Origin of the sequence: Streptomyces sp. SDT5-1 (assembly GCF_052245995.1) — a bacterium.
GTDB lineage: Bacteria > Actinomycetota > Actinomycetes > Streptomycetales > Streptomycetaceae > Streptomyces.
The window spans coordinates 3730420-3742274 of the sequence record NZ_CM125963.1 but is presented as its reverse complement, the minus strand read 5'-3'; the positions used below and the strand labels follow the sequence as shown (position 1 = coordinate 3742274).

Sequence of the window (11855 nt, the reverse complement as noted above, 5' to 3'; positions counted from 1 at the left end):
CATGTACGAACTGTTCAAGAATCTCGGGTCCTGGCTCGTCAGCGGGGAGCAGTGGTCCGGCAGCGACGGCATCGCGACGCGGATCGCCGAGCACCTCCAGTACTCGCTGCTCGCCACGCTCGTCGCCGCCGCCATCGCCCTGCCGGTGGGGCTGCTGATCGGGCACACCGGGCGCGGCGCCTTCATCGCCATCAATCTGTCGTCGTTCGGGCGGGCGCTGCCCACGGTCGGGCTCGTCGTGCTGGTGTTCCTGGCGAGCGGGCTTTCGATGTGGCCCGTCTACATCGCGCTCGTCGCCCTCGCCGTGCCGTCCATCGTCACCAACACGTACGCGGGGATGACCGCCGTCGACCCCGAGGTGCGGGACGCCGCGCGCGGGCAGGGGATGAAGGCCCATCAGGTGCTGTTCCAGGTCGAGCTGCCGCTGGCGCTGCCGCTGATCATGACCGGGCTCCGGCTCGCGCTGATCCAGGTCGTCGCGACCGCCACCATCGCCGCGTACGTCTCCTTCGGCGGGCTCGGCCGCTACGTCTTCGACGGGCTCGCCCAGCGGGATCTCGTGCAGGTGCTCGGCGGGGCCGTGCTCGTTGCGGTCGTCGCCGTCGTGCTCGACCTCGCGCTGTCCGGGCTCCAGCGGCTCCTCTTCCGTCACCGTCCCTCCACCCTCAAGTCCGCCTAGGAGCAGGCCAGATGAGCACCATGAACCGACGCACCCTCCTCGGCGGGCTCGCCGCCGCGGCCTCCGTCCCCGCGCTCGCCGCCTGCTCCAGCGGCATCACCTCGCTCGACCAGCAGGGCGGTTCGCTCGCGGGCGGTGGCTCCAGCAAGAAGGGCGTCACCATCGGCACCGCCAACTTCACCGAGAACCAGGTCCTCGGGTATCTGTACGCGGCCGTGCTGGAGGCCGCCGGAGTGAAGACGAGCGTGCGGCCGAACCTCGGCACCCGCGAGATCCTCATCCCCGCCCTCAAGGGCGGCGACATCGACCTGCTGCCCGAGTACCAGGGCGCCCTCCTGCACTACCTCGACACCACGTCGAAGGCGACCGAGGAGGGCGAGATGCAGAACGCGCTCGCCATGGTGCTCCCGGCGGGACTCCAGATCCTCCCGTACGGGATGGCCGAGGACTCCGACGCGTTCGTGGTGACCCGCGAGACCGCGGAGAAGTACAAGCTGAAGTCGCTCGCCGATCTCGCGCAGCACAACGGGAAGCTCGTCATAGGCGCCGCGCCCGAGGTGAAGAAGCGGCAGGTCGGCGCCGTCGGTCTCAAGGACGTGTACGGCGTCGAGTTCAAGGAGTTCAAGTCCCTCGACTCCTCGGGCCCGTTGGTGAAGGGCGCCCTGAAGAAGGGCGATGTCGACGTGGCGAACCTGTTCACCACCGACACCGACATCGCCGCCAACCACTGGGTCGTCCTCACCGACCCCAAGAACCTGGTCCCCGGTCAGCACGTCGTCCCGCTGATCGCCGACCGCAAGGCCGACTCGACCGTCCGCAAGGCACTGGCCCGCCTCGGCAACGTGCTGACGACCGAGGACCTCACCGAGCTGAACCGGCTCGTGGACAAGGACAAGAAGGACCCCGAGGACGTCGCGAACGACTACGCGCGCCGCCACGGGCTCGGCAAGAAGTAAGGAGGCCATCGCATGGCCGCAGCGGTAGTGGAGAAGCACTCCATCGACGTCGTGCCGGACAGCGAACGGCACGGCAGCGCGTTCAACCAGTTCACGCTCTGGCTCGGCGCGAATCTCCACATCACGGCCGTCGTCACCGGCGCGCTCGCCGTCGTCTTCGGCGGCGACGTGGTCTGGTCGCTGATCGGGCTCGTCCTCGGCAACCTGCTCGGCGGCGCCGTCATGGCGCTGCACTCGGCGCAGGGGCCGAAGCTCGGGCTGCCGCAGATGATCCAGTCCCGGGCGCAGTTCGGTGTGAAGGGCGCGGTCGTCCCGCTGCTCCTCGTGATCCTGATGTACGTCGGCTTCTTCGCCAGCGGCACCGTGCTCGCCGGGCAGGCCACGGCGCAGCTGACGCACACGAACGACACGACCGGCATCATCGTGTTCGCGCTGGTCACGGGGGTCGTGGCGACGGTCGGCTACCGCGTCATCCACGTCCTCGGGCGGGTCGCGAGCGTCGTCTGCGCGCTCGCCTTCGTCTACCTCGGCGTGCGGCTCTTCGACCGTGTCGACGTCGGGTCGCTGCTCTCCGACGCGCACTTCTCGCTGCCGATGTTCCTGCTCGCCGTCTCCCTCTCGGCCTCCTGGCAGCTCGCCTTCGGCCCGTACGTCGCCGACTACTCGCGCTATCTGCCGCGTACGACGAGCGGCAAGGCCACCTTCTGGTGGACGCTCGCCGGGTCCGCGCTCGGCTCGCAGTGGTCCATGGCGTTCGGCGTGCTCGTCGCGGCGAGCGCGGGCGAGAAGTTCATCGACAACCAGGTCGGCTACGTCGTCTCGCTCGGCGGCGCGGGCCTCGCGGCCTCGTTCTTCTACTTCGTGATCGCGCTCGGCAAGCTCACCGTCAACGTCCTCAACACGTACGGCGGCTTCATGTCGATGGTCACCGGCATCAGCGGCTTCCGCGGGCAGCGGGTGCTCTCGCAGCGTGGGCGCGCGGTCTACATCGGGATCATCATGGTCGCGGGCACCGTGGTGGCCCTCGCCGGCAAGGACAGCTTCCTGACCTCGTTCAAGGACTTCCTGCTGTTCCTGCTGACGTTCTTCACGCCCTGGTCGGCGATCAACCTGGTCGACTACTACCTGATCTCCCGGGAGCGCTACGACCTGCCGGCGCTCTCCGACCCGAACGGCCGCTACGGCGCCTGGCGCTGGGACGCGCTCGTCGTCTACGGCATCGGGCTCCTCGCCCAGCTGCCGTTCCTCGCCACCGCCTTCTACACCGGGCCGCTCGTCGGGCCGCTCGGCGGCGCCGACATCTCGTGGATCGTGGGGCTCGTCGTCCCGGCCGCCCTGTACTGGCTGCTGGCCCGGCGGGGTGCGGGGGCGTGGCCCAGTGAGAAGACGGGGGATAGCCCTACTGCGGTGGGGGCCACGGCTCCGTAACGTCGAGGAGCATGGAAGCCCGCGAGCGCACACGCGACGCCGAACTCAAGAAGGAACTCGACGCCACCCTGCACGCGCGCAGGGATCTCGGTGAGGAGTACGAGCCGGCGCTCGTCGAATCGTTCCTCGACAAGGTCGAGCAGCGGCTCGACACCGTCGTCGACCGCAGGGTGCGGCGACAACTGGCCGAGCACCGGATCACCGTGGCCCGTGGCGCCCGCGACTCCGGCGCGGAGAACTGGGGCGAGCGCTTCGGCTTCGCCGTGGTCTCGCTCGTCCTCGCCATCCCGCTGTCCGCGATCGCGGTCGTCAACGCGGGTCTCGCCGGGCTCTTCGTGGCCTGGGCCGGGATCGTCGGCGTGAACGGACTGCACGCCGTGCGGTGGAGTCCCGTACGACGGCGGGAGCGCAGGGAGCGCGAGGAGTCGGACTGGGAGGGGTAGCGGCACGAGGGGGCGCCGCGCCGGGATCGCACCGGCGCGGCGCCCCCTCGTGCGCTCTCAGACCTCCAGCTCGTTCTCGATCTTCTTCAGCTGGTGGCGGGCCATCGCCAGGTTGGCGCGGGCCTTGTCGAGCACCAGGTACAGGAAGAGCCCGTTCCCGCCGCGCCCCTTGAGCAGGCGGATCAGGTGGTACTGGCCGCCGAGCGTGATGAGGATGTCCTCGATCTCGTCCTGGATGCCCAGGTGCTCCATCGTGCGCAGCTTGGCGCGGACGACGTCGGTGTTGCCTGCCGCGGCGACCTCCAGGTCGAAGCTCTTGGAGCCGCCGATGGTGCCGAGGGCCATGCCGCTGGTGTAGTCGACGAGGGCCGCGGCGGTGGCTCCCTCGATGGACGCGAGGGCGTCCTTGAGTGCGGCGTCGGTGTTGGCCATGGTGGTGGTTCCCTTCTTGGTATGTGGTTTCCGGTGCTTCGCGCGGCCGCTCAAGGCGTCGGCTGCGGCGGCGGACTGGTGGGCCGGCGGACCGGGAGGCCGGTCTCCGTGGTGGTGGTCGTGGTGGCGGGCGGCTTGCGGGCGCGGGCCCGGCCGCGGGTGCGGGGCGCCGACTCCTCGACGGCGCCGACGAGTTCGCCGATCCGGGCGCCCGCGCGGCGGCCTTCGAGGTGCAGCCGCCCGACGTTGGCACGGTCCTCGGCGAGCACGGTGAGGACGGCCGCTTCCCCGGCCGCGTACGTCGCGATGTAGCCCTCGGCGCCGCGCACCAGGAGCTCGCGGAAGGCGCCCTGACCGGTGGCGTCGGCGAGGCGCTGGGCGACGCCGAGCGCGGACGCGGTCAGCGCGGCGACGCTCTCCGGCTCGACGCCCGGGGTGTCCCCGGCGAGCACCAGGCCGTCGACGCTGGCGACGAGCGCGCCCGTGAGCTGGGGGACGCGGACTCTCAACCGCTGGAGTTCGGCGAGGAGTTCGACCTCGTCGGCCATCGGAGGTCTCCTTTCGGTGCGCGGATCGGGGGAGCGCGAGGAGCGCAGCAGTCGTCTCACAGGGCCTCCAGGCCGGCCCGCAGCCGGTGCAGCAGGGCCACGTCGGGGCTGTCCACGGCGAGCTCCGGAGGCGGCACGGGCCGCGGGGGCGGTTCGGGGACCGCGGCCACGAGCCCGCCCGCGGCGAGCCGCCGCAGGTCGACGAGGGTGTGGAAGGCGGGCCTGCCCAGGGCGAGGGCGATCTGCGAAGCGGTGCGGGTCCCGTCGACGAGGTCGAGGACGCGGCGCCTGCGGGGCGGCACCGTGGGGCCGCCGCCCGGCGTGCGACGCAGCGGCGCCGTGTCGGTGTCGGGCTCGGGCCATATCCGGCGCAGCAGCTCGCGGCGGCGCAGCGTCTCCCGCTCGACGGCCGCGACCGGCACGGGCCGCACCGCCCCGAACCAGTGCGAGACGCCGTACCGGAACCGGCTCGGCCCGCTGCTCGGCGCGAGCGTGAAGTACGCGGCGTCGAACAGGGCGCCCAGATGGCACAGTTCGAGCGCGCCGGCGGTGAGCCTGCCCTGTTCGACGAGGTAGCGCCCCACGCGCTGCCGCGCGCCCGCCCGGTCCACGGCCTCCGACCAGCCGTCGGCCCGCACCGCGCCGCCCGCCGTGAGCAGCACGTCCATGCCCGGCGTCGCGGGCGACTCGGCGTGCACGACCCGGCCGTCCGCCAGATAGAGGGTGCCGTGCTCCCGGATCAGGGCCCCGGTCGCCTGCTCGTCGGCGAGCCGGGTCAGCATCGGGGAGACGCCCGCGGTGTCGGCGGTCATCCGAGCACCATCCGGTCGGCGATGTCCGCGAGCCTGATCCGGGCGAGCGCCAGATTGCCCTCGGCGCGGTCCAGCCACAGGTGCACGAAGACGCTGCTGTCGAAGGTGGTCCGCACGAAGCGCAGCAGGTGGTAGCCGTCGCGGTTGGTGACGATGACGTCCTCGACGGGCGGCGCCTTGTCGGCGGCAGGACTGCCGTCGACGGGCGCGAAGGCGAGGTGCTCGGCGGCGAGCCTGGCCAGCTCGGCGGTCTCGGCCGCGCCCTCCTCGTGGTCCCCGTTGCGCGAGTCGCCGACCGCGCCCAGGGCGAGCCCGCTGGTCCAGTCGACGACGGAGGCGCCGCGAGCCCCCGGAAGCCGCATGGCCTCCAGGAGGCACTCGTCGATACCGGGCACCCCTGAACCTCCCCACCCGATCGCCACTTTGTGTGCCACTGGTGCACATGTGACGGCGACGCTACGCAACGTACGAGGGCCAGGTGAGGCTTCTGGCATTTTCCGGTGGAACATTCGGTGGGTGGCTACAATTCGCCAACTGACCTCGAAAAAAGGCGCATTCAGGCCATCGTGGTGACCAACGGTCCGTGTGAAGACCGCCCGCCCTCACTTGTGAAGATCGGCGGACCGGCTCCCGGTGCTCTCGCCGTGGGCCTTCATCACCACCTTGTTCACGGCCCACAGCGCGATCCCGATGGCGATGAGCACGCCCGCCCGGATGTAGACCTCGGCCGGCCGGTCGGCGAGCGGGCTCGCGAGGATCAGCGCGGTGATCGCGCCGAGCACCGGCACGATCGTCGGCGCGCGGAAGTGCCGGTGGTCGACCCGGTCCCTGCGCAGCACGAGCACGGCGACGTTGACCACCGCGAACACGCACAGCAGCAGGAACGAGGTGGTGTCGCCGAGCCCCTCGATCTCCCCGGTCGACACGAGCCCCACGGCGAGCAGTGACACGAAGACGATGCCCACGACGGGCGTGCGCCGGCCGGGCAGCACGCGGCCCATCGCGCGCGGCAGGATCCGCTCGTTGGCCATCCCGTAGCAGAGCCGCGAGGCCATCATGATGTTGATGAGCGCCGAGTTCGTGACGGCGAACAGCGCGATCAGCGCGAACAGCTTGTGCGGGAAGTCGACGCCGCCGGCCTTCACCACCTCGAGCAGCGGACCGCTCGACGACTCGAGCACCTTGTAGTCCACGAGCAGTGAGGACACCAGCGCGACGAGCACGTAGATGGTGCCGGTGATGGTGACGCCGAGGAAGATCGCGCGCGGGAAGGTGCGGGTCGGGTCCTTGGTCTCCTCGGCCATGTTCACCGAGTCCTCGAAGCCGACGAACGCGAAGAAGCCCAGCGCCGTCGCCCCCAGTACCCCGGTCATCAGGGCGAACCCGGTGCCGCCCGTCTCGACGTCGGTCAGCCGCGAGGGCTCCCCGCCGCCGGTCAGGACGGCGTACGCGCCGATGGCGAGGATGACGACCAGGCCCGTCAGCTCGACGAGGGTCAGCACCACGTTCGCCTTCACCGACTCGCTCACGCCCCGCAGGTTCAGCGCGGCGAGCGCGAGCACGAAGAGGATGGCGATCAGGGTGGGCGGCAGCGCGCCGTTCGTCAGTTCGCCCAGGTAGTCGCCGCTGAACGCGCGGGCGGCGGCGCTCGCGGACGAGAGCCCCGAGCACATCACCATGAAGGCGACGATGAAGGTCAGGAACGGCACCTTGAACGCCTTCTGCGCGTACAGCGCCGCGCCGGCCGCCTTCGGGTACTTGCCGACGAGCTCCACGTACGAGGCGGCGGTCAGCAGCGCCACGACGAACCCGATCGCGAACGGCAGCCACAGCGCGCCGCCGACCTTTCCGGCGACCTTTCCGGTGGTGGCGTAGATGCCGGTGCCCAGGATGTCGCCGACCACGAACAGGATCAGGAGTTTCGGGCCGATGGCCCGGTGCAGCGGGGTGTCGGTCGTCGCAGTCGTCACTGGTGCTCCCGCGAGGTGCGTAGGTGGTGTTCCGCGTAGGAGGTAGGGATTCCCCGGGACGGCTCTTGACTAGACCTATTCATGTCGCCAGGATGTGAATAGAAGACTGAACAGTCGTTGGCTACGCACCTCAGGAGGCCGCAGATGTCAGGACCCCGCCCCGTACGAGCCCCGCGCGGCACCGAGCTGAACACCCTCGGGTGGCAGCAGGAGGGCGCCCTGCGGATGCTCATGAACAACCTCGACGGGGAGGTCGCCGAGCACCCCGACAAGCTCGTCGTGTACGGCGGCACCGGCAAGGCGGCCCGGTCCTGGGAGGCGTACGACGCGATCGTGCGCACGCTGAAGACGCTGAAGGCGGACGAGACCCTCCTCGTCCAGTCCGGCAAGCCGGTCGGCGTGCTGCGCACCAGCGAGTGGGCGCCGCGCGTGCTGCTCGCCAACTCCAACCTGGTCGGCGACTGGGCCAACTGGGAGGAGTTCCGCAAGCTGGAGGCCGAGGGCCTCATGATGTACGGCCAGATGACGGCCGGCTCGTGGATCTACATCGGCTCGCAGGGCATCGTCCAGGGCACGTACGAGACCTTCGGCGCGGTCGCCCGCAAGAAGTTCGGCGGCTCGCTGGCCGGCACCATCACCCTCACCGCCGGCGTCGGCGGCATGGGTGGCGCGCAGCCGCTCGCCGTCACCATGAACGAGGGCGTCGCGATCTGCGTCGACGTAGACGAGACCCGCATCGACCGCCGCATCGGCACCCGCTACCTCGACGTCAAGGCCGACAACCTCGACCACGCCCTGGAGCTGGCGGTCCAGGCCCGCGACGAGCGCCGCGGCCTGTCCATCGGCGTCGTCGGCAACGCCGCGGAGATCTTCCCCGAGCTGCTGCGCCGCGACGCCCCCATCGACATCGTCACGGACCAGACCTCCGCCCACGACCCGCTCGCGTACCTCCCCGTCGGCATCTCCGTCGAGGACTGGGACAAGGAGCGCGAGGCGGACCCGGCCGGCTTCACCGAGCGGTCGCGGCAGTCGATGCGTCTGCACGTCGAGGCGATGGTGGGCTTCCTCGACAAGGGCGCCGAGGTCTTCGACTACGGCAACTCGATCCGCGACGAGGCCCGCAAGGCCGGCTACGACCGCGCCTTCGACTTCCCCGGCTTCGTGCCCGCGCACATCCGGCCCCTCTTCGAGGAGGGCCTCGGCCCGTTCCGCTGGGCCGCCCTCTCCGGCGACCCGGAGGACATCCGCAAGACGGACGCCGCGATCAAGGAACTCTTCCCGGACAACAAGCACCTGCACCGCTGGCTCGACATGGCGGCTGAGCGCATCTCCTTCGAGGGCCTGCCCGCGCGCATCTGCTGGCTCGGCTACGGCGAGCGCCACCGCGCGGGCCTCAAGTTCAACGAGATGGTCGCCAGCGGCGAGCTCTCCGCCCCCGTCGCCATCGGCCGCGACCACCTCGACTCCGGCTCCGTCGCCTCCCCGTACCGCGAGACGGAGGCCATGAAGGACGGCTCCGACGCGATCGCCGACTGGCCGCTCCTGAACGCCCTGGTCAACACGGCCTCCGGCGCGTCCTGGGTCTCCCTCCACCACGGCGGCGGCGTCGGCATGGGCCGCTCCATCCACGCGGGCCAGGTCTGCGTCGCCGACGGCACGGAGCTCGCCGCCGCGAAGATCGAGCGGGTCCTGACGAACGACCCGGCGATGGGCGTCATCCGCCACGTGGACGCGGGCTACGAGCACGCGGCGGACGTCGCGCGTGAGCGCGGGGTGCGGGTGCCGATGACGGAGGGCGAGTGAGTACCAATCAAGGGGAGTCGCTCGATCAAGCCCCTGCGGCGATTGAGCAGCGGGGTCCGGGGCAGAGCCCCGAGTCCGCAACTCCTGGCGCGGAGCGCACCCTTTCGGGAAGGGGCGGGTTGGGGGAGCCTTCGAGCTTTTTGGAGATGTGGCGGGACCTCCGTCCCATCGGCCGCAACGCCGACTCCGGCGGCTACAGGCGCCACGCCTGGACCGCCGCGGACGCCGACTGCCGCGCCTGGTTCAAGGCACAGGCCGAATCCCGCGGCCTGACCTACGAAGTCGACCGCAACGGCAACCAGTGGGCCTGGCTCGGCGACCCGGAGGCAGGCGACGCCGTCGTCACCGGCTCCCACCTGGACTCCGTCCCCGACGGCGGCGCCTTCGACGGCCCCCTCGGCGTGGTCTCCTCCTTCGCGGCCCTCGACGAACTCCGCCGCAGGGGAGCGGAGTTCACCAAGCCGCTCGCGATCACCAACTTCGGCGACGAGGAGGGCGCCCGCTTCGGCCTCGCCTGCGTCGGCTCCCGCCTCACCGCGGGCGTCCTCACCCCCGAGGCGGCCCACAGGCTCACGGACGCCGACGGGATCACCCTCCCGCAGGCGATGGAGCGGGCCGGCTACGACCCGGACGCGATCGGCGCCGACCGCGAACGCCTCGACCGCATCGGCGCGTTCATCGAGCTGCACGTGGAGCAGGGCAGGGCACTCGACCTGTCCGGCGACGCCGTCGGCATCGCCAGCTCCATCTGGCCGCACGGCCGCTGGCGCTTCGACTTCCGCGGCGAGGCCAACCACGCGGGCACGACCCGCCTGGTCGACCGCCGCGACCCGATGCTGTCCTACGCGGAGACGGTCCTGGCGGCCCGCCGCGAGGCCCGACTGGCGGGCGCGGTCGCGACGTTCGGCAAGATCTCGGTCGAGCCGAACGGCGTCAACGCGATCCCCTCGCTCGTACGGGGCTGGCTCGACTCCCGCGCCGCCGACCAGGAGTCCCTGGACGCCACGGTCGACGGCGTCGAGAAGGCGGCCCGCGAGTACGCGGAGGCGCACGGCATCGACGTGTCGCTGACCCGCGAGTCGTTCACGCCGATCGTCGAGTTCGACGACGCCCTGCGCGACGAGCTCGGCCGCATCCTCGGCAAGGACACCGACCTGAAGGTCCCCGTCCTCGGCACGGGCGCGGGACACGACGCGGGAATCCTCGCCCAGTCGATCCCCACCGCCATGCTGTTCGTACGCAACCCGACGGGCGTCTCGCACTCCCCGGCCGAGTCCGCGGCCGAGGACGACTGCCTGGAGGGTGTGCGCGCACTGGCCGACGTACTGGAAGGGCTGGCCTGCAAGTGACGACGACCTACTGGTTGGAACACGCCTGGCTCGGCACGCACGTCGAGCCCGGCGTGGCGGTCGACGTGTCGGACGAGGGCCGCTTCACCGCGGTCCGCACGGGCGTCGCCGCGCCCCCGCCCGGCGCGACCGCGCTGCGCGGACTGACCGTGCCCGGCCTCGCCAACGCCCACAGCCACGCCTTCCACCGGGCGCTGCGCTCGACGGTGCAGGTCGGCTCGGGGACGTTCTGGACGTGGCGCGAGGTCATGTACTCGGTGGCGGACCGCCTCACCCCGGACTCGTACCACCGGCTCGCGCGGGCCGTGTACGCGGAGATGGCGCTCGCGGGCATCACCGCCGTCGGCGAGTTCCACTACCTCCACCACGCGCCCGGCGGCACCCCGTACGCCGACCCGAACGCGATGGGCGAGGCGCTGATCGCCGCGGCGGACGAGGCCGGGATCCGGATCACGCTGCTCGACACGGCGTACCTGTCGTCCGGCTTCGGCAAGGCGCCCGACCACCACCAGCAGCGGTTCAGCGACGGCACGGCCGAGGCCTGGGCCGAGCGGGCCTCGCTGCTCAAGGAGCGTCCGGGCGTGCGGATCGGCGCGGCGGTGCACTCCGTGCGCGCGGTCCCGGCGGCGCAGTTGTCGACGGTCGCCGAATGGGCGTCGGCCCGCCGCGCGCCCCTCCACGTACACCTCTCCGAGCAGACGGCGGAGAACGACGCGTGCCAGGCCGCGCACGGTTGTACGCCGACCCAACTGCTCGCCGACAACGGCGTGTTGAGCGCGCGTACGACGGGCGTGCACAACACCCACCTCACGGACCGGGACATCGCGCTCATCGGCGGCTCGGGCACCGGCACCTGCATGTGCCCCACCACGGAGCGCGACCTGGCCGACGGCATCGGCCCCGCGCCCGCCCTCCAGTCGGCGGGTTCGCCGCTCTCCCTGGGCTCCGACAGCCACGCCGTCATCGACCTGTTCGAGGAGGCGCGCGCGATGGAGCTCAACGAACGGCTGCGCTCCCGCACGCGCGGCCACTGGACGGCGGCGGCGCTGCTGCGCGCGGCCTCCGCCGACGGTCACGCCTCCCTGGGCTGGGACGACGCGGGCGTCATCGAGACCGGCGCGGTGGCCGACCTGGTCACGATCCGCCTCGACTCGGTCCGCACGGCGGGCCCCGCCCCACGCTTCGGCGCGGAGACGGCCGTCTTCGCGGCCACGGCGGCGGACGTCACGGACGTGGTGACGGGCGGCCGGGTGGTGGTCCGCGACGGCGAACACGTCCGGGTGGGCGACGTGGCGGGCGCCTTGACGGAGGCGATCGCGGCACTGCACTGATCAAGCCCCGCCGGCGATTGAGGCGCGGGGCCCGGGGCAGAGCCCCGCGACCTCGACCACCGGCGCGAAGCGCCAACTTTCGGGAAGGGGCGGGCTGGGGGAGA

The 11855-nt window shown here is 71.6% G+C and carries 12 protein-coding genes; 7 read left to right on the top strand and 5 right to left on the bottom strand.

Going from position 1 to position 11855, the window contains the following annotated elements; translation table 11 throughout:
• Position 1 precedes the first annotated feature (1 nt).
• The 4 genes from ACTWJ8_RS17340 to ACTWJ8_RS17325 are packed head-to-tail and all read left to right on the top strand — an operon-like array spanning position 2 to position 3506.
• Complete coding sequence (locus ACTWJ8_RS17340) at positions 2–679, top strand: ABC transporter permease (protein WP_356384420.1); 678 nt, start codon at positions 2–4, stop codon at positions 677–679.
• A 20-nt stretch (positions 680–699) separates the two neighbouring features.
• Positions 700–1635, top strand: coding sequence for an ABC transporter substrate-binding protein (locus ACTWJ8_RS17335; RefSeq protein WP_443264917.1), 936 nt, complete (start codon positions 700–702; stop codon positions 1633–1635).
• 12 nt (positions 1636–1647) lie between these two features.
• Entirely contained in the window at positions 1648–3063 is a 1416-nt protein-coding gene (locus ACTWJ8_RS17330; protein ID WP_356384423.1) for a purine-cytosine permease family protein, read from the top strand.
• An 11-nt stretch (positions 3064–3074) separates the two neighbouring features.
• Positions 3075–3506, top strand: a complete 432-nt coding sequence (locus ACTWJ8_RS17325) for a hypothetical protein (RefSeq protein WP_356384426.1) — start codon at positions 3075–3077, stop codon at positions 3504–3506.
• A gap of 57 nt (positions 3507–3563) precedes the next feature.
• Here the strand turns inward: ACTWJ8_RS17325 and ACTWJ8_RS17320 are convergent, their stop codons facing one another.
• The 5 genes from ACTWJ8_RS17320 to ACTWJ8_RS17300 all read right to left on the bottom strand — a co-directional run bounded on the left by ACTWJ8_RS17320 (position 3564) and on the right by ACTWJ8_RS17300 (position 7268).
• A complete protein-coding gene (locus ACTWJ8_RS17320; protein ID WP_443264392.1) occupies positions 3564–3938 on the bottom strand; it encodes a hypothetical protein in 375 nt (124 codons plus the stop codon).
• Positions 3939–3988: 50 nt separating this feature from the next.
• On the bottom strand, positions 3989–4486 hold the full coding sequence (locus tag ACTWJ8_RS17315; RefSeq protein WP_443264391.1) for a roadblock/LC7 domain-containing protein: 498 nt from the start codon (positions 4484–4486) through the stop codon (positions 3989–3991).
• A 56-nt stretch (positions 4487–4542) separates the two neighbouring features.
• Complete coding sequence (locus ACTWJ8_RS17310) at positions 4543–5298, bottom strand: transcriptional regulator (RefSeq protein WP_356384433.1); 756 nt, start codon at positions 5296–5298, stop codon at positions 4543–4545.
• Positions 5295–5693, bottom strand: a complete 399-nt coding sequence (locus tag ACTWJ8_RS17305; protein ID WP_356384436.1) for a hypothetical protein — start codon at positions 5691–5693, stop codon at positions 5295–5297. The genes ACTWJ8_RS17310 and ACTWJ8_RS17305 overlap by 4 nt, the downstream gene beginning before the upstream one ends.
• A gap of 207 nt (positions 5694–5900) precedes the next feature.
• Entirely contained in the window at positions 5901–7268 is a 1368-nt protein-coding gene (locus ACTWJ8_RS17300; RefSeq protein WP_356384439.1) for an APC family permease, read from the bottom strand.
• A 144-nt stretch (positions 7269–7412) separates the two neighbouring features.
• On the opposite strand from ACTWJ8_RS17300, the gene hutU reads away from it, so the two are divergent.
• The 3 genes from hutU (at position 7413) to ACTWJ8_RS17285 (ending at position 11751) form a co-directional block, all read left to right on the top strand.
• A complete protein-coding gene (gene hutU / locus ACTWJ8_RS17295) occupies positions 7413–9071 on the top strand; it encodes a urocanate hydratase (protein WP_443264389.1) in 1659 nt (552 codons plus the stop codon).
• A gap of 146 nt (positions 9072–9217) precedes the next feature.
• Positions 9218–10420 (top strand): allantoate amidohydrolase, encoded by a 1203-nt coding sequence (locus ACTWJ8_RS17290; protein WP_356384445.1) that lies wholly within the window; start codon positions 9218–9220, stop codon positions 10418–10420.
• Positions 10411–11751 (top strand): formimidoylglutamate deiminase, encoded by a 1341-nt coding sequence (locus ACTWJ8_RS17285; RefSeq protein WP_443264915.1) that lies wholly within the window; start codon positions 10411–10413, stop codon positions 11749–11751. The genes ACTWJ8_RS17290 and ACTWJ8_RS17285 overlap by 10 nt, the downstream gene beginning before the upstream one ends.
• Positions 11752–11855 lie beyond the last annotated feature (104 nt).

Excerpts from the sequence above, each read along its gene's own strand:
- ACTWJ8_RS17315 (WP_443264391.1), bottom strand. The coding sequence starts at position 4,486 with ATGGCCGACGAGGTCGAACTCCTCGCCGAACTCCAGCGGTTGAGAGTC.
- ACTWJ8_RS17340 (WP_356384420.1), top strand. The coding sequence starts at position 2 with ATGTACGAACTGTTCAAGAATCTCGGGTCCTGGCTCGTCAGCGGGGAG.
- hutU (WP_443264389.1), top strand. The coding sequence starts at position 7,413 with ATGTCAGGACCCCGCCCCGTACGAGCCCCGCGCGGCACCGAGCTGAAC.
- ACTWJ8_RS17310 (WP_356384433.1), bottom strand. The coding sequence starts at position 5,298 with ATGACCGCCGACACCGCGGGCGTCTCCCCGATGCTGACCCGGCTCGCC.
- ACTWJ8_RS17330 (WP_356384423.1), top strand. The coding sequence starts at position 1,648 with ATGGCCGCAGCGGTAGTGGAGAAGCACTCCATCGACGTCGTGCCGGAC.
- ACTWJ8_RS17320 (WP_443264392.1), bottom strand. The coding sequence starts at position 3,938 with ATGGCCAACACCGACGCCGCACTCAAGGACGCCCTCGCGTCCATCGAG.
- ACTWJ8_RS17335 (WP_443264917.1), top strand. The coding sequence starts at position 700 with ATGAACCGACGCACCCTCCTCGGCGGGCTCGCCGCCGCGGCCTCCGTC.
- ACTWJ8_RS17290 (WP_356384445.1), top strand. The coding sequence starts at position 9,218 with ATGTGGCGGGACCTCCGTCCCATCGGCCGCAACGCCGACTCCGGCGGC.
- ACTWJ8_RS17325 (WP_356384426.1), top strand. The coding sequence starts at position 3,075 with ATGGAAGCCCGCGAGCGCACACGCGACGCCGAACTCAAGAAGGAACTC.